Source organism: Streptomyces chryseus (assembly GCF_014650755.1).
Classification (GTDB): Bacteria; Actinomycetota; Actinomycetes; order Streptomycetales; family Streptomycetaceae; genus Streptomyces; species Streptomyces chryseus.
On sequence record NZ_BMVO01000014.1, the window covers coordinates 1 to 17,130 of the forward strand.

General features: G+C 70.9%; 14 protein-coding genes. 3 read left to right on the forward strand and 11 right to left on the reverse strand.

What is annotated here, in order from left to right; translation table 11 throughout:
• Positions 1 to 1,607 precede the first annotated feature (1,607 nt).
• Positions 1,608 to 1,826 carry a magnesium transporter CorA family protein gene (locus tag IE185_RS20670; RefSeq protein ID WP_138909981.1) on the reverse strand — a complete coding sequence of 73 codons (219 nt, stop codon included), beginning with the start codon at positions 1,824 to 1,826 and terminating at the stop codon, positions 1,608 to 1,610.
• A gap of 119 nt (positions 1,827 to 1,945) precedes the next feature.
• Positions 1,946 to 2,791, reverse strand: a complete 846-nt coding sequence (locus IE185_RS20675; protein WP_138899577.1) for an LLM class F420-dependent oxidoreductase — start codon at positions 2,789 to 2,791, stop codon at positions 1,946 to 1,948.
• 191 nt (positions 2,792 to 2,982) lie between these two features.
• Between IE185_RS20675 and IE185_RS20680 the strand changes: the two genes are divergently transcribed.
• Positions 2,983 to 4,527 carry a CehA/McbA family metallohydrolase gene (locus IE185_RS20680; RefSeq protein ID WP_138898785.1) on the forward strand — a complete coding sequence of 515 codons (1,545 nt, stop codon included), beginning with the start codon at positions 2,983 to 2,985 and terminating at the stop codon, positions 4,525 to 4,527.
• 151 nt (positions 4,528 to 4,678) lie between these two features.
• Here IE185_RS20680 and IE185_RS20685 read toward each other — a convergent pair whose 3' ends face one another.
• From IE185_RS20685 to IE185_RS20715, 7 genes are all read right to left on the reverse strand, one after another.
• Complete coding sequence (locus tag IE185_RS20685; RefSeq protein WP_138898786.1) at positions 4,679 to 6,247, reverse strand: APC family permease; 1,569 nt, start codon at positions 6,245 to 6,247, stop codon at positions 4,679 to 4,681.
• Positions 6,248 to 6,473: 226 nt separating this feature from the next.
• Entirely contained in the window at positions 6,474 to 7,946 is a 1,473-nt protein-coding gene (locus tag IE185_RS20690) for an aldehyde dehydrogenase family protein (protein WP_189715707.1), read from the reverse strand.
• Positions 7,943 to 9,682, reverse strand: a complete 1,740-nt coding sequence (locus tag IE185_RS20695) for an N-acyl-D-amino-acid deacylase family protein (RefSeq protein WP_138898410.1) — start codon at positions 9,680 to 9,682, stop codon at positions 7,943 to 7,945. The genes IE185_RS20690 and IE185_RS20695 overlap by 4 nt, the downstream gene beginning before the upstream one ends.
• 153 nt (positions 9,683 to 9,835) lie before the next feature.
• The gene (locus IE185_RS20700) at positions 9,836 to 10,963 is read right to left on the reverse strand and encodes an LLM class flavin-dependent oxidoreductase (protein WP_138898409.1); all 1,128 of its coding nucleotides are present in this window, start codon (positions 10,961 to 10,963) and stop codon (positions 9,836 to 9,838) included.
• A 94-nt stretch (positions 10,964 to 11,057) separates the two neighbouring features.
• On the reverse strand, positions 11,058 to 11,843 hold the full coding sequence (locus tag IE185_RS20705) for an SDR family NAD(P)-dependent oxidoreductase (RefSeq protein ID WP_138898408.1): 786 nt from the start codon (positions 11,841 to 11,843) through the stop codon (positions 11,058 to 11,060).
• Positions 11,844 to 11,858: 15 nt separating this feature from the next.
• Positions 11,859 to 12,806, reverse strand: a complete 948-nt coding sequence (locus IE185_RS20710) for an LLM class F420-dependent oxidoreductase (protein WP_229843613.1) — start codon at positions 12,804 to 12,806, stop codon at positions 11,859 to 11,861.
• 69 nt (positions 12,807 to 12,875) lie between these two features.
• On the reverse strand, positions 12,876 to 13,358 hold the full coding sequence (locus tag IE185_RS20715) for an ATP-binding protein (RefSeq protein ID WP_138908404.1): 483 nt from the start codon (positions 13,356 to 13,358) through the stop codon (positions 12,876 to 12,878).
• 285 nt (positions 13,359 to 13,643) lie between these two features.
• Between IE185_RS20715 and IE185_RS20720 the strand changes: the two genes are divergently transcribed.
• Positions 13,644 to 14,396, forward strand: a complete 753-nt coding sequence (locus IE185_RS20720) for a DUF6879 family protein (protein WP_138896921.1) — start codon at positions 13,644 to 13,646, stop codon at positions 14,394 to 14,396.
• Positions 14,397 to 14,409: 13 nt separating this feature from the next.
• On the forward strand, positions 14,410 to 15,261 hold the full coding sequence (locus IE185_RS20725) for a helix-turn-helix domain-containing protein (RefSeq protein WP_138896914.1): 852 nt from the start codon (positions 14,410 to 14,412) through the stop codon (positions 15,259 to 15,261).
• A gap of 17 nt (positions 15,262 to 15,278) precedes the next feature.
• Here the strand turns inward: IE185_RS20725 and IE185_RS20730 are convergent, their stop codons facing one another.
• The gene (locus tag IE185_RS20730) at positions 15,279 to 15,692 is read right to left on the reverse strand and encodes a PaaI family thioesterase (RefSeq protein ID WP_138896915.1); all 414 of its coding nucleotides are present in this window, start codon (positions 15,690 to 15,692) and stop codon (positions 15,279 to 15,281) included.
• A gap of 81 nt (positions 15,693 to 15,773) precedes the next feature.
• Positions 15,774 to 16,994: an amidohydrolase family protein gene (locus IE185_RS20735; protein WP_138896916.1), complete on the reverse strand. Its 1,221-nt coding sequence runs from the start codon at positions 16,992 to 16,994 to the stop codon at positions 15,774 to 15,776.
• Between the last annotated feature and the right edge of the window lie 136 nt (positions 16,995 to 17,130).

Sequence of the window (17,130 nt, forward strand, 5' to 3'; positions counted from 1 at the left end):
TCGGGGAGTGGTCGCGCGCCGTCGCCGGGCGGCGGGTGTGGGGTGGGGGCGCGGTCGGCCTAGGGGTGGTGCGGCCCCAGTCTCAGCGACTTGCGGCGACGGTTGTTGGTGCGACACCACCATTCCCACGCACACCGACACCCCGGCCGGTGGGCGGCCGGTCTTGCCGGGCGACCTGCGGATCGTGCTGTCTGCGGGTGGGGCGCGAGAGTGGAATGGGGTGACTCGGGCTGGTTCGGCGTCCACCCCCACCGGAGACCGCCCGGACCACAGGCTGGTTGCTGGGGTGAGTGGGTGGAGAGCCACCGCCACCCGCACCGGCGGCATCGGAGTAGTGGGCAGCGCTTGGGGGCGGCGGGCAGTGACGGGGCGTGGTCGCACGGCGGCGCGGAGGGTCATCAAACCGCCGCCCCGTGGAGCCGTGGAGCCGTTGTGCCGTTGTGCCGTTGTGCCGTGATGAACCAAAACCCACAGATGACGAACGGAAGCAGTACGGGTGTGACTGACGGGGTGGGAGAGGCGTCGGCTTTCATCAACTGTCGGGTTGAGTCCATTTCGGCTCTCTGCGACAACCGTTGAAGCGACCACGACCACCTGCCCTGCCGTCGCGCGGTGCGACGGCAGGACGGACAGCGGTCATCTTCGACACCCGGGCGTCCGGTGGGGCGGGTGTGGTGGATGTGGCGGCCGGAATGCCCGCCCGTCCTGTCGGGCGGGGCGGCTCACGCCCTGTCGAGGAGTGTCGAGCCGTGTTGAGGGGCTCGTGTGGAGCTAGCCCGACAGTCGCCGCACACCCACCCATCCATGATGGGGGTAAGTCGGGCATAGTGGGCGTCGGGGTTCGTCTTCTGCTGGTTTCGGTTCATCACACCCGCGCAGGGGGCGGCTAACCGCCCCGCTGGCGCTGCTCGACCGGCGGCCCTCGGCCGACTCGCCCCTTTGGCCGTCGGCAGGCCCCTCCCAACTTCCACTCCCCGGGTGCCCTTCCGCCCACTCACCCCAGCACCGTGCCTGCGCTCCGGGCGGTCTCCGGTGGGGGTGGACGCCACACCACCCGAGTCACCCCATTCCACTACCGCGCCCCACCCGCAGACAGCACGATCCACAGGTCGCCCCGATAGCCCGGCCGCCCACCGGCCTGGGTGCATGTGTGCGTGGGAATGGTGGTGTCGCACCAACAACCGTCGCCGCACCCGCTGAGACTGGGGCCGCACCACCCCCGGAAGCTGCCGCGCCCCACCCACACACCCGACAGCCACTGAGCCGGCCCGCATCGCATGCGACATGGCGTGCTGGGCGTTTCTTCTTGGGCCGTCCCCTGTTGAGCGTCAGCGGTGGGCCGGGGTGGTGGGTCAAGGGTGGAGCGAAGCGCAATCGCCGAAGGCGACGCGACGCAGGAGCGCCCTTGACGCACCACCCCGGCCCACCGACCCTGAAGCGCCAGGGACGGCCCAAGAACCACCCCGCCGAACAACCAGTGGTACGGACGAGAACCACCCCGCCGAACAACCAGTGCTACGCCCCCAGTCACACCCCCCAGAAGCAACAAGCGGTACGCCCCAAGACCCGCCCCCCGCACACCCCCCCGTTACATCACACCCGACGCGTCACGGCGTCGACATCGAGCTGAACACCACGAACCCCAGCAGCATGCCGACGGCCAGGCCGACTGCCGCGACGATCAGGGCCGTTACCGCGAGCGGCTCGTCCTTCGACTTGGCGATCCCGCCGAAGACCAGGCCGAGGACGCCGAACAGAGGCGGGCAGAAGAAGAGTGCTACCACGCCGAAAACGATCGCGACGATACTGAACGGGCTTTTCTGCACGTGCGTTCCTCTCCCCCGAGGTGCCGGCCGAACGGCCGGGCGCTCACCATGCCGAATGGCAAAGGTAGCGGTGCCCGGCCGCCCGGCACAGAGGTCAGGACCGTACTGGTCACAACTGGTCAGATAAACATCGCGTACTCATCCAGCACGCGCAGCACCTCCGCCTCCCCCGCCGGCGGAAGTTGCAGCACCAGCTCCTTGATTCCCAGGTCCGCGTAGTGCGCCACCTTCCCCGCGCTGGGCCGCACCGCGTACGGGACCACCTGCAGCGCCTCCGGGTCGCGGCCCGCCTCCTGCCATGCCGTACGCAGCACCGGCACCGACTCCGTCAGGCCCCGGCCGCCGATCGGAAGCCAGCCGTCCGCGTACTCCGCGATGTGCGCGAACAGCTTCGGGCCGGCCGCCCCGCCCACCAGCGTGCGCGGCCCGCTCACCGGGCCGCGCGGCTTCTGCACCGGCTTCGGATGGGCGTCCGACGCCCGCACCGCGCCGAACTCCCCCTCGTACGCCGTCGGTTCCTCCGCCCACAGCGCCCGCATCAGCGCCAGGCGGTCCCGCGTCCGTTCCCGACGCGTCGCCCACTCCACGCCGTGGTCGGCGGCCTCCTCCTTGTTCCAGCCGTAGCCCACGCCGAGCGTGAAACGGCCGCCGGACAGGTGGTCCAGGGTCGCGATCTGCTTCGCCAGATCGATCGGGTCGTGCTGCGCCACGAGCGTGATGCCCGTGCCGAGACCGAGCCGTTCGGTGACCGCCGCGGCCTGCCCCAGAGCTACGAAGGGGTCGAGCGTACGGCCGTACTCGCGCGGCAGTTCGCCCCCCGCCGGGTACGTCGACTCGCGCGACACCGGGATGTGGGTGTGCTCGGGCAGGTACAGGCCGGCGAAGCCGCGCTGCTCCAGCTCGCGGGCGAGCCGTACCGGCGTGATCGTCTCGTCGGTGAGAAAGATCGTGGTGGCGATCCGCATACGGGAGCTCCTCGTCGTCGTGGCGCGGAAGTTGGCTGCCGAACCGCTGCCGCTCCCCTTCCGTTGCGGGAGAGTTCACGGCTCAATACCAGGGTCTCAGTACGCCTCCCCTGGGGAGCCCCTTCTCCTCCTCTCCCCTCTCCCGCCCCCTCCCCTCTCCCACCCCCTCCCTCTCCCCCGGAGATGCCGACATGACTGGACGACCGGCCAGTGAACCGACCACCAGCGGATCCGACAGGCCTCTCGGCCGGCGCGGGCTGTTCGTGACCGGCGCCGCCGCCGCGTTTACCTTGGGCGGCGTGAGCTTCGCGAATGCCGCGCCTCCCGGTGGCGAGGAGAGCAGGACCGTACGAGGCACCCTTCCGCCGGGGTCGCCCGACTACGTCTACCTGCCGGTCGAAGTACCGCGCGGGGTACGCGAGCTGGCCGTCTCGTACACGTACGAGAAGCCTCCCGTTCCCCCCGGCACCCAGGGCAACGCCCTCGACATCGGCATCTTCGACGAGCGCGGCACCGCCCTCGGCGGGCGCGGCTTCCGGGGCTGGTCCGGCGGGGCGCGGTCGGAGTTCTTCATCCGCGCCGACGCCGCGACGCCCGGCTACCTCGCGGGCCCCGTCCGTGCGGGCACCTGGAACATCGCGCTGGGGCCGTACACGACCGCCCCCGGTGGGCTGCCGTACACGGTGACCGTCACGCTCCGGTACGGCGCGTCCGGCCGGACTCCCGCCCCCGTCTATCCTCCCGAGCGCGCCAGGGGGCGGGGCCGTGCCTGGTACCGGGGCGACTGCCACCTCCATTCCGTGTACTCCGACGGGAAGCGCACCCCGGCCGAGATCGCCGCGGCCGCCCGTGCGGCGGGGCTCGACTTCATCAACACGAGCGAGCACAACACCCACGCGGCGCACAGCGCCTGGGAGGGCCTGTGGGGTCCCCACCCCGGCGGCGAGCTGCTGATCCTCACCGGTGAGGAGGTCACCACCCGCAACGGTCACGTCGTCGCCGTCGGCACCGACCCCGGCACCTTCGTCGACTGGCGCTACCGCGCCCGCGACAACCGCTTCGGGCACTTCGCCCGCGAGATCCGGCGCGCGGGCGGGCTGGTCGTCCCCGCGCACCCGCACGCCACCTGCATCGGGTGCAACTGGAAGTTCGGGTTCGGGGACGCCGACGCCGTGGAGGTCTGGAACGGGCCGTACACCCCCGACGACGAGATCGCCCTCGCGTCCTGGGACAGCACCCTGGCCACCGCCGGGCGCGGCTGGACCCCGGCCATGGGCAGCAGCGACGCCCACCGCGAGCCGCAGCTCGTCGGCACGCCGCAGACGGTGGTGCTGGCCGAGGACCTGACCCGTGACGCCGTCCTCGACGGGATCCGCGCCGGCCGCTCGTACGTCGCCGAGTCCTCCGCCGTGTCGCTCGTGTTCGGCGCCACCGGCGGCCGTGGCCGCCACGCCGGCATCGGGGAGCGGCTGGACGTCGGGGACGAGACCCCGGTCGCCGTAAGGCTGGAGGTCACCGGCGCCCCGGGGTGCACGGCGCACTTCGTCACCGACCAGGGCACGCTCCACACCGCGCCGCTGCCGGAGTCCGGCGCGGGTGCGGTGGAGTGGCGTACGACGCCCCGGTACGCGACGTACGTACGCGCCGAGGTCCGCCACGCCCCGCAGGTCCCAAGCCTGCCTGGGGCACTGGCCGCCCTGACCAACCCCGTGTTCCTGGGGACCGGCCGGCGCTGAACCGGCCGAGGCTGAACGCGCGGGCGAAAGGCGAGTGGCTGAACGCACGCGAAAGGACAAGAGGGCCGGGAAAGCCTGTTCGGCTTCCCCGGCCCTCTCAGACTCAGGTCGATCGTCGTCGGTACGCGGTTGGTCAGCAGTACGCCGTCGGTCAGTCCTCGACGACCAGCGCCGGCGTCTCCTTCGTCAGCACCTCGCCCCGGAAGAACGCCGGGCTGCGGCGCTGCATCGCCAGCATCAGGACCACGCCGAGCAGCAGCAGTCCGACGGCGATGACGAAGACCGAGCCGACGCCGCCGACGGCGGAGCCGCTGCCGTACGCCGGGTCCCACATGTCGTACAGCGTCTTGCCGAAGACCGCCGTCAGCAGGACGCCACCGAGGACCGGGCACAGGCCCTTGTAGACGAAGTCACGCGCCGAGCGCAGCAGCTCGTGGCGGAAGTACCAGGCACAGGCGAACGCGGTGATCGAGTAGTAGAAGCAGATCATCAGGCCGAGGGCGTAGATCGTGTCGATCAGGACGTTCTCGCTGAGGAGCGTCATGACCGAGTAGAAGACGCCGGTGCTGATGCCCGCGATGACCGTCGCGCGGCCCGGGGACTTGAAGCGCGGGTGGACCTTGCGGAAGGACGCCGGGAGGGCCTCGTACGCGGACATGGCCAGGACCGTGCGGGCGACGGGGATGAACGTGGTCTGGAGGCTGGCCGCCGCGGAGGCGAACACCGCGAGGGACAGGAAGATGCCGAGGATCAGGCCCATGACGGGCTCACCGAGCACCGCGAAGACGTTGTCGGAGTTGTCCGGGTTGGCGAGGCCGAGGCCCTTGTCGCCGGAACCGACGGCCATCTGGGCGGCGATGCCGGTGGCCAGGTAGGCGGCGACCAGGACGAGCATGGCGATGAGGGCGGCGCGGCCGGGGGTCTTCTCGCTGCCGGCGGTCTCCTCGTTCGCGGTCAGACAGGCGTCCCATCCCCAGTACATGAAGATCGACAGGGAGAGGCCGGCCGTGAAGGCGGCGAAGGACTGGACGGCGAACGGGTTCATCCAGGACCAGGAGAAGTCCAGGCCCGTGTCGAAGGAGCCGCTGCCGGCCTTCTGGAAGGCCATCGTCACGAAGATGGCGAGCACCACGAGCTGCAGGCCGACCAGGGCGTACTGCACGCCCTTGGTGGCGGTCATGCCCCGGTAGCTGATCGCCGTCGCGATGGCGATGAGGACGAGGCACGTGAGGATGTGGACGGCCTTGTTGTCGTCCAGGGCGCTGATCGCGTCGTTGCCCGTGAGCTGACCGGCGAGCAGCCAGAAGTACGAGGTGGCGACGCCCGCGAGGTTCGAGAGCACGATGATCGTCGCGATCACCAGGCCCCAGCCGCACATCCAGCCGACGCGCGGCCCGAACGCCTTCACCGTCCAGGTGAAGGAGGTGCCGCAGTCCGGCATGACGCGGTTGAGCTCCCGGTACGCGAACGCGACCAGCAGCATCGGCAGGAACCCGGCCAGGAAGACGGCGGGCATCTGGAGGCCGACCTCGCCGGCGGTCGAGCCGAGGGTCGACGTGAGGCAGTAGACGGGGGCGACCGTGGAGATGCCGATGACGGCGCTGCCCACGAGGCCGACAGACTTGCTGCTGAGGCCCTTGTCACGTACGCCTGCGCCGTCCGGGGCGTGGACGCCCCTTACCGTGTCTCCGGCCTGGGGCCGCGTATCCACCTGAGTCATGAACGGGACGTTAACCGGTGCGTTTTCCACATCCGGAGCACTGGACTCCGCCTCAAAGATCCTTGCAATCGATGGGGTCACGCCACCCACCGGTTGAGGATTGAAGGTTCTCTGCGCCGTCGGCGCGATCATTTGCAGGCGGGGAAGGAAACTTCCGAGCTGCGGAAACCGCAACGCTGTCCGTTTTGCCGGATTCCAAAGTTTCCCGTACGTCTTTCGGAAGGGCTCATCCGGTCCAGACGATCGCCTGCGTCTCGCTGTACGCGTGCAGCGCGTACGAGCCCACGTCCCGCCCCACTCCGCTCTTCTTGAAGCCGCCGAACGGCGCCTCCATGTTCCGCCCCACGGTGTTCACCCCGACCCCGCCCGCGCGCAGCCGCCGCGCGACCCGGAAGGCCCGGGCGACGTCTCCTGACCAGACGTAGTCGATGAGTCCGTAGTCGCTGTCGTTGGCGAGCGCGACGGCCTCCTCCTCGTCGCCGTCGAAGGGCACGACCACGACAACGGGGCCGAAGATCTCCTCGCGGACCACCCGCATGTCGTTCGTGCAGTCCGCGAAGAGGGTGGGGGCGACGTAGAAGCCCTTGTCGTACGACGGCCTGTCGCCGCCCGCGACCAGCCGGGCGCCCTCCTTGCGGCCCAGCTCGACGTACGCCTCGACGCGGTCGCGGTGGGCGGCGGAGATCACCGGGCCGACCACCGTGTCCGGCGCGCCGGGATGGCCGACCTTAAGGAAACCGGCGTACGCCCTCAGCTTCTCGACGAGCCGGTCGTGGACCGCCCGCTGGACGATCACGCGCGTCGGCGCCGTGCAGATCTGCCCGCTGTAGAACGAGAAGGTCGTGCCGATGCCCCGCACCGCCGAGTCGAGGTCGGCGTCGTCGAACACGACCGCCGCGCCCTTCCCGCCCAGCTCCATGAGCTGGCGCTTCATGCCGCGCCCGCAGACCTCCGCGATGCGCTGCCCGACCGCTGTCGACCCGGTGAAGCTGACCATGTCGACCTCCGGCGCGTCGACGGCGGCCTCGCCCGCGGCGGGCGACGACCCGGTCACGACGTTCACGACCCCCGGCGGCACTCCGGCCTCCGCCAGCGCCGCCGCCATCCGGTACACGGACAGGGGGTCCTGGGGCGCCGGCTTCACGACGACGGTGTTGCCCATGGCGAGCGCGGGCGCGACCTTGCCCGCCGCGTTGGCCCACGGGTTGTTGTACGACGTGACGCAGGTGACGACGCCCACCGGCTGGCGCACCGCCAACGCCCCGATGACCCCGGCCCCGCCCATCGGCCCCGCCGGGTTGACCTGCGGCGGCAGCCCGGTCTCCACGGGTTCCAGCGCCCCGCGCGCGTACCGCCGGAAGCGGGCGGCGGCGACGGCGACCTGCATGCCGAGCGCCGTCGCGGCCGTGGCGCCGGTCTCGGCGCGGGCGACGCCCGCGTGCGCGGCCGCGTCGCGCTGGATCAGGTCCGCGGCCCGGTCGAAGATCGCGGCGCGCTCCCCGGGGGCGGTGCGGGACCAGGCGGGGAAGGCGGCCGAGGCCGCGGAGGCGGCGGCGTACACCTGCGCGCGGCTCGCCTCGGGGGCCTGCCCCACCACCTCCTCGGTGGCCGGGTCGATCACCTCGTAGTGCCCGTCGTCGGGCTCGGTCCACTCGCCGCCGATGAACAGCCGGCCGGGCGGCTCCCGGTGCGGGCTCACTTGGTCGCCACCGTCCTGGTGTCCCGGCCCGAGCGCAGCACCGTGCCCGGCACCGCCCCGGTGACCTGGTCGTCCCGTATCGTCTCGACGCCGTTGACGCGTACCGACACCACTCCGATCGCCTTCGCGTCGAGCCGGGGGCTGTCGCCCGGCAGGTCGTGCACCAGCGTGGCCGGCCCCGCCGCGATCCGTTCCGGGTCGAAGAGGACCAGGTCCGCGTGGAAGCCCTCCTCTATACGTCCGCGCTCGCGCAGCCCGAAGAGCTGGGCGGGGTCGTCGGTGAGCATCCGCACGGCACGCTCCAGCGACACGAGCTTGCGGCCGCGCAGGCAGTCGCCGATGAAGCGCGTCGTGTACGGCGCCCCGCACATCCGGTCCAGGTGCGCCCCGGCGTCGGAGCCGCCGAGCAGGACGTCCTCGTGCTGCCAGGTGCGCTGCCGCAGTTCCCAGCTGGCGGGGTCGTTGTCGGACGGCATCGGCCACAGGACGGTCCGCAGTCCGTCGTTGGCGCAGATCTCGACGAGGCAGTGGAAGGGGTCCTGCCCGCGTTCGGCGGCGATGTCGCGCACGACGCGCCCGCTCAGGCCCTCGTTGGCGGCGGAGTACGTGTCGCCGATGACGTACCGCTCGAAGTCGGCGAGGCGGCGGAAGACGCCGGCCTCCTTGCTGTCGGCGCGGCGGAGCATGTCGGCGCGTACGTCCGGGTCGCGCAGCTTCTCGATACGCGCGGGGACGGGCAGGGCGAGGATGTCGCCCCAGCCGGGGATGAGGTTGAGGGCGCAGAACGTGCCGAGGGACATGTTCATCGGGGTCAGGATCGGCATGGTGAGGGCGACGATCCGGCCGCCGGCCTGCCGGGCCCGTTCGCTCGCCCGCAACTGGCGCGGGACGCGCTCGGGGACGGCCGCGTCGATGGTCAGCACGTTCCAGTTGAGGGGACGGCCGGCGGCGGTGGTCATCTCGACGAACAGGTCGATCTCGGCGTCGGTGAACTGGTCGAGGCAGCCGGCGACGATCGCCTCCAGCTGGGTGCCCTCGTGCTCGCCCACCGCGCGGGAGAGCGCGATGAGCTCGGCGGGCGTGGCGTGCCGGGAGGCGACGGGCTGCCCGTCGCCGTCGGAGTGGGTGGACGACTGGGTGGTGGACAGCCCCCACGCTCCGGCGTCCATCGCGTCGTGGAGGAGCTGGACCATGCGTTCCATCTGCCGCTCGGTCGGCTGCCCGCCGACGGCGTCCGCGCCCATGACGTGGCGGCGCAGGGCGCAGTGGCCGACCATGAAGCCGGCGTTCACGGCGATGCGGCCTTCGAGGGCGTCGAGGTACTCGCCGAAGGTGTGCCAGTTCCAGGGGGCGCCCTCTTCGAGGGCGACCAGGGACATGCCCTCGACCTTGGACATCATGCGGCGCGTGTAGTCGGCGTCCTCCGGGCGGTCGGGGTGCAGCGGCGCGAGGGTGAAGCCGCAGTTGCCGCCGGCGACGGTGGTGACGCCGTGGTTGAGGGACGGGGTGGCGTACGGGTCCCAGAAGAGCTGGGCGTCGTAGTGGGTGTGGGGGTCGACGAAGCCGGGGGCGAGGACGAGACCCTCGGCGTTCTCGGTGGAACGGGCGGGCTCGTCGACGGTCCCGGGTGCGGCGACGACGGCGATACGGCCTGCGCGGATGCCCACGTCGGCGACGTACGCGGGGGCGCCGGTGCCGTCCACGACGGTGGCTCCGCGGATGAGGTGGTCGAGCATGGCGGTCCCTTCGGGAGAGTGGGGGAGGGAGCGCGTGGGCGGCGGTGGCGGGCGCGGGCCGGACCGGGGCTCCGTGCCGGCCCGCTCCGCGAACGCCTGCCCAGGGCGAAGTCCAGCCCGTACGGCGTTGCGACCCTGCGCGGCGGCAGCCGCTCAGCCCCCCGCAGCGTCGCGGAACCTCGTCGTCCGGTGGACCGGGTCCGTGTCGATCTTCGGGATCACGTGCTCGCCGATCAGCTTGATCGTCGTCATCGTGTCCTCGGGCGACACCCCGATCGGCAACCCGAACGACAGCTGGTCCGCCCCCGCCTGCTCCCACCGCTTGCACTGGCGGAACACCTCGTCCGGGTCCCCGCAGATCATCAGCTCCTCGGCGATGAGCAGCTCGACGATCTCCGCCGTGTACTCCGGCAGCAGCTCCGGCCACTCCGGGATCCCCTCCGGCCGGGGGAACGTGTCGTGGTAGCGGAAGAGCAGCGACTGGAGGTAGTTCAGCCCGCCGCCCACCGCGATCTCGACCGCCTTCTCGTGGGTCTCCGCGCAGATCGCGGTCGACGTCACCATGACGTTATCGTTGACGAAGCCGCCGATCGGCTCCGCCTCCTTCACCGCGTTCTTGTACGACTCGACGACCCACTCCATGTCGGAGACCTTCTGGACGCTGAAGCCCAGCACCCCGAGCCCCTTCTTCCCGGCCATGGCGTACGACGAGGGCGATCCGGCGGCGTACCACATCGCCGGGTGCGCCTTCCCGTACGGCTTGGGGAGGATCTTGCGCGGGGGCAGCGACCAGTGTTTGCCCTGGAAGCCCACGTACTCGTCCTGGAGCCACATCTTCGGGAACTCGCAGATCGTCTCCTCCCAGATCTCCTTGGTGTGGTTCATGTCGGTGATGCCCGGCATGAAGCCGAGGATCTCGTGGCTGCCCGCCCCGCGCCCCGAGCCGAACTCGAAGCGTCCCTGCGACAGGTGGTCCAGCATCGCGACCTTCTCCGCGACCTTGACCGGGTGGTTCACCGGCGCCAGCGGGTTGAAGATGCCCGAGCCGAGGTGGATGCGGTCCGTCGCGTGCGCGAGGTATCCGAGGAAGACGTCGTTCGCGGAGAGGTGCGAGTACTCCTCCAGGAAGTGGTGCTCGGAGGCCCAGGCGTACTTGAAGCCGGACTTGTCCGCCTGAATGACGTACTCGGTCTCCTCGATCAGCGCCTTGTGCTCCGCCTCGGGGTCCGCCTTGGCACGCGCGGCCGGCACGTACCCCTGTACAAAGAGCCCGAATTCCACGGTACTTCTCCTTCGGAGAAACTGACACACCGTCAGTTGAGGATGCCCACGACTGTTCCACTGCCCCTGGGGGTCGTCAATAGCTGATGCATCGTCAGAAAAGGCTGACGCCCGCCAGCCATCCGCCGTCGATGACGAACGGCTGCCCCGTGATGTACGACGAGTCGTCGCCCGTCAGGAACAGCGCCAGCGCCGCCACCTCCTGCGGCTGCCCGATGCGTCCCATCGGCACGAGCTTGCGGTAGAGCCCGTCCACCGCCGCCCCGGACTCCACCGGGTCGGCCGCCGGGTCCAGCGCCGCCGGGTTCGTCATGGGGGTGTCCACCGCCCCCGGGCACACGGCGTTGACGCGGATCCTCTTCGCCGCCAGTTCCACGGCCGCGACCCGGGTCAGCCCGAGGACGGCGTGCTTGGTGGCGGCGTACGCGCCGACGAAGGCCATGCCGGTGAGAGCCGTGTACGACGCCGTGTTGACGATCGTCCCGCCGCCCGCCGCCTCGATCTCCGGCGCCGTGTGCCTGATCCCCAGGAACGCGCCGACCTGGTTCACCTGCACCACCTGCTGGAACTCCTCCAGCGGCGTGTTCACCAGCTCGTTGAACCGCAGGATCCCCGCGTTGTTGACCAGCCCGTCGATCTTGCCGAAGGCCCTCTTCGCGGCGGCCACGGCCGCGATCCAGTCGGCCTCCTGGCTCACGTCGAGATGGACGTACGACGCCACGCCCTCCCCCAGCTCCTTCGCGAGCGCCTCGCCCCGGTCGTCCAGTACGTCGGTGAGGACCACCTTCGCGCCCTCCGCGACGAAGAGCCGCGCCTCCTGCTCGCCCTGCCCGCGCGCCGCGCCGGTGATGAGAACGACACGCCCGTCCAGCTTCCCCATGGGGTCCCCACTCCTTCAGTCGTTGAGGTGCGGGGCGACCTCGCCGCCGAAGGCCGCCATCTGATCGGTCAGTTCGCCCAGGCTCCTGTTGCGGAAGCGCACCTGGATCTGGTCGACGCCCATCGCCCGGTAGGCCCGCAGCGACTCGGCGAGGCGGGCGGGCTTCCCGGACAGCGTGCGCCGCCCGACGTCCCAGGACGGCTCGCCGACGTACAGCGGCTCGGTGATCGCGCCGATCTCGATCGGCGCGGTGACCCCCGCCTCCGCCCGGGTGCGCCTCAGCTTCGCGATCTGCGCCGGCAGGCGGTCGCGCGGGTCGCCCTGGGGCAGCCACCCGTCGCCCCGCACCGCCGCCCGGCGAACGGCCGCCGGCGACGAGCCGCCGACCCACACCGGCACCTGCCGCTGCGCGGGCCGGGGCCGCTGTCCGAGCCCGCTGAACGAGAACCGCTCGCCGGCGAACTCCGGGTACTCCTCCTCCCCCAGCGCCGCCCGCAGCGCGTCGATCGTCTCGTCCAGTACGCCGCCCCGCCCGGCGAAGTCCGCCCCGACCGCGTCGAACTCCTCCCGCACGTGCCCGGCGCCCACCCCGAGGACCAGCCGGCCGCCGCTCAGGTGGTCCAGCGTCGCGTACTGCTTGGCCGTGACCAGCGGGTGCCGCAGCCCGACGACGGCCACGTGGCTCAGCAGCCGTACGCGCTCGGTGACGGCGGCGAGGAACGCGAGCGTGGCGACCGGGTCGTACCAGACGGTGCTCATGGCCCCCGCCAGCCGCTGCGGAATCGCCACGTGGTCGCAGCTCGCGATGTAGGCGAAACCCGACCGGTCCGCGGCCCGGGCCACCTCGGCGAGGTCCCGGGGCCCGGCCTCCGCCTCCCACGTCTCCGCGTAGAGGGTGCTCTGCGACTGGACCGGCAGCTGCATCCCGTACGACAGCCGCCCTTCGGGCAGAACCCGTGCCATGAGAACCCCTCCGGAGCTGACGACCCGTCACTGTCGGACGGCAAGGCCATCGTCATACCTGACGTTCCATCAGACAAGGGGCCGGAACGCGCCGCCGCCCCGCCCCGGCGGCGGCACCGGCCCGCCGGGCGCCAGCCGTACGCGGACGGTCTTGCCGCGATGCCGACGGAGGAACCAGGTGATCTCCCCACCGAGGTCCCGCACGAGCCGCAGGCCCCGCCCGCGTTCCCCGCCCTCCGCCGGCTCCGGGTGCGCGCCGAACCCGGCGAACGCCTCCACCGGATCGGACACGTCGATCAGCAGCGACGCGTCCTCCAGCACGGCGAGTCGCAGCCACAGCTCGTGGCCGGCCTTGCGGCCGTGGTGGACGGCGTTGGTGACCAGCTCGGAGACGATCAGCACGGCGTCCTGCACATCACCCGGCCACGCCCACAGCGTGAGCTGCCGACGGGTGTGTATGCGGGTCAGACGCACGGCGCCGGTCGCCATCGGATATCCGGCGGAGCGCTCGCGCACGACGGGCGCGTACACGCCCTGCCCCGGATCCGTCATCACGGCCTCACACGGTTGTTCCACTCGGCAACCCCGATACGACTCATACGCGCGCCGGGCCCGTTCCGTCTCAGCCGGCAACGGGGGGCGGCGCGCTGCTTACGCCGGTCGAGACGGGACGTTACGGACAGCCACTTGCGCCTGCGCGAAAGTTTCTCGGGGTTTCTCGAAAGGTGCGCACGCTTTCTCGATCTTTCCCACAAGGTCCGCGACAAGCCGCAGCGCGACGCCCGACACCCCGCGATGCTGAGCAGCGGGCCGACTCCCGAGCGAAAGGACACCCCTATGAGGCGGTTGCGCTTCAACGGAACAGGCAGCGGCGTGAACGGATGTCCGTCGATCCACGAGGACCTCGACACGGGGGACATCGTCGTCCACGGACCACCGCTCACGGATCCCGACGACACAGCTCAGCTGCGGCATTTGTCCGAAGGGGAGACGGCGATCGTCGTACCCCGAGAGCTTCTGATCGATTTCGGCCCCAAGGAGGCGGACCGAGTGCCAGACATCATCGGCCTTGACGAGTTCGACAAGCTCTTCACCTCGTTCAAGCACACCGCATGGCGGCTTGAGACACGGCGCAGGTACGCATCCGACGAAGTCTCGGACACGTACGCGCAGTTCCTGCGCGGCGAACCCGTGGAGTGGGACGGAGCCAACGCCGAGTGGTGCGCCGAGCGCCGCGAGCAGACGGCTCTGGGCAAGCGGTTCGAGCGGGTCCGCGTGGTCGACGACCCACCGACACCCGGCCAGCTGTACCTGCTCGACAACGCCAAGCGGAATTCCTCCGTGGGCGAGGACATCCGCAATCTGCGGCGCGCTGACGCGGATCGGCTGGACCTGCCGGAAGAGGACTTCTGGCTCATCGACTCCCGGATCGTCGCCCTGCTCCGCTTCGACGATTCCGACAACCTGGTCGACGTCGAACTGATCACTGAGCCCGCAGCGGTCAATCGGTACGCTCAAGTACGCGATGCCGCCCGGCACTACGCCGTACCGTACGAAAGGTTCGCGGCCACAGTGACCGCCTCGAAGTAGCGAGAGAGACCTGGTGAGTACCGACTTCCAACAAGCTCGCGCCGCGCTCGGAGTGCGCCTTCGGGAACTGCGCGAATCTTCCTCTGGAGGTCGGCTCACCGGGGCCCGGCTGGCGCAGGCCCTCGGGTGGCCGCATTCCAAGGTCAGCAAACTGGAGAACGGGCGGCAGACCGCCACCGTCGAGGATCTGCGCGCGTGGGCCGAGGGAACGGGCCACCCGGAGGCGGCCGAAGAGCTGCTCGCCCGGCTGGCCGGCCTCGAATCCCACATCCGCTCGTGGCGGCGGCAACTGGCTTCAGGCCACCGCGCCGTGCAGGACGCGATCAGTACCGAGTTCGCGCGGTCCACGACGTTCCGCGCCTGGGAGAACTCCATGATCGTCGGCGCCCTGCAGACCGCCGACTACGCCCGGAACATCTTCAGCCGGTACTCCGAACTGCAGCAGTCGCCCCGCGACACCGAGGACGCCGTACGAGCGCGGCTGCGGTGGCAGGAAAGCTTGTACCGCCCCGGCACGAAGTACCACATCGTCATGTGGGAAGCGGCGCTGCACGCCCAGGTCTGCCCGCCCTCCGTACTGGCCGCACAGCTCGACAGGCTGGCAGGGGTCATCGGACTGGACACCGTCGAGCTCGGCATCGTCCCCTTCGCCGCACCTTTGCGGATCCCACCCGCCAACGGATTCTGGATCTTCGACGAACGCCTGGCCATCGTCGAGGACTGGCACGCCGAGCTCTGGATCGATGACGCCGCGAGCATCGCCGTCTACTCCAAGGTGTGGTCCACCCTGAGCGCATCCGCCGTGTACGGCGCCGACGCGCACGCGGTGATCGGTCGCGCCCGGCGCGCCCTGGACGGCCACTGACGGCGGCCGCGGGGCGGTCAGCCCAGCAAGGCGTAGACCGCCGAGGCGCGGGCGGCGGGATCCTCGGAGCCGGTCGCCGCCATGGTGATGTCGGCGAACGCCATGCGTTTGCCCAGCTTGGTGACGCGCGCGTCGAGCAGGACGTCCGCGCCGACGACCGCGCGCTGGAAGGACGTCGACTGCTGCACGGTGGTCATGGGAACGAACGCACCCCGGGCCGCGGACACGGCGATGACGGTCGCGGTGTCGGCGGCGGCCATCAGCGCCTGCCCGGACAGGCCCCCGCCCTCCCGGGCCAGCCGGCCCGACCAGGGCAGCCGCAGTAGGGCGTGGCGCTCACCGGTCTCGACGACGGCGAGCCCCAGGTCGAGCACCCAGGGGGCGAAGTGGTCGGCGAGGATCTTCTCGGCTTCGGCGAGCGTCAGCGTCATGCGGGAGATGATCCCGCGCGGCCGCGCCCGCCACCAGAGGCCGACCGGAGGCGGCGCGGGGACGGACGGCCCGTCACCGGCTCACGGCCCGGCCCACAGCCCCTCGTCCGTCAGGCCGAGCAGTTCGATCGCGTTGCGCCGTACGATCCGGTCCACCACGTCCGGGTCGAGGTGGCCCATCTGCTCCTCGCCGACCTCGCGGGACCTGGGCCAGGTGGAGTCGGAGTGCGGGTAGTCGGTCTCGTACAGGACGTTGCCCACCCCGATCGCGTCGAGGTTGCGCAGGCCGAACGCGTCGTCGAAGAAGCAGCCGTAGACGTGCTCGGCGAAGAGCTCGGACGGCGGGCGCAGCACCTTCTCGGCGACGCCGCCCCAGCCCCGGTTCTCCTCCCACACCACGTCGGCGCGCTCCAGGATGTACGGGATCCAGCCGATCTGCCCCTCGGCGTACATGACCTTGAGGTTCGGGAAGCGTTCGAACTTGCCGCTCATCAGCCAGTCGACCATCGAGAAGCAGCAGTTGGCGAAGGTGATCGTCGAGCCGACGGCCGGCGGGGCGTCGGCGGAGGTCGACGGCATCCGGCTGGAGGAGCCGATGTGCATCGCGACGACCGTGCCCGTCTCGTCGCACGCGCGCAGGAAGGGGTCCCACGCGTCGGTGTGGACGGACGGCAGGCCCAGGTGCGGGGGTATCTCGGAGAACGCGACCGCGCGGACACCGCGTGCCGCGTTCCTGCGGACCTCGGCGGCGGCGAGTTCGGCGTCCCAGAGCGGGATGAGGGTGAGCGGGATCAGGCGGCCGCCGGCGTCCGGACCGCACCACTCCTCCACCATCCAGTCGTTGTACGCCCGGACGCCGAGCAGCCCCAGTTCGCGGTCCTTGGCCTCGGTGAACGTCTGGCCGCAGAAGCGCGGGAAGGTGGGGAAGCAGAGGGCCGACTGGACGTGGTTGACGTCCATGTCGGCGAGGCGGTCGGGGACGGAGAAGGACCCGGGCCGCATCTGCTCGTACGTGATGACTTCCAGTTTGATCTCGTCCCTGTCGTAGCCGACGGCCGTGTCGAGCCGCGTCAGGGGGCGGTGCAGGTCCTCGTACACCCACCAGTCGCCGATCGGGCCGTCGTCGCCCTTCGCGCCCATCACGGGGGCGAACCTGCCGCCCAGGAAGGTCATTTCCTTCAGCGGGGCGCGGACGATGCGGGGGCCGGAGTCCCGGTACTTGGACGGGAGCCGGTCCCGCCAGACGTGAGGGGGCTCCACCGTGTGGTCGTCCACCGAGATGATCTTCGGGAAGGTCTCCATGCGATCCACGGTAGCGCCGATCTGACGATCCGTCAGCTAGTGGGCGGTGGGTGGGTAATGGGTAGGCACCTTCCGGTGCTGACGCATTCGGCATGGACAAGGCAAACTGGCTGTTGCGACTGGGCGGTAGGGCAGA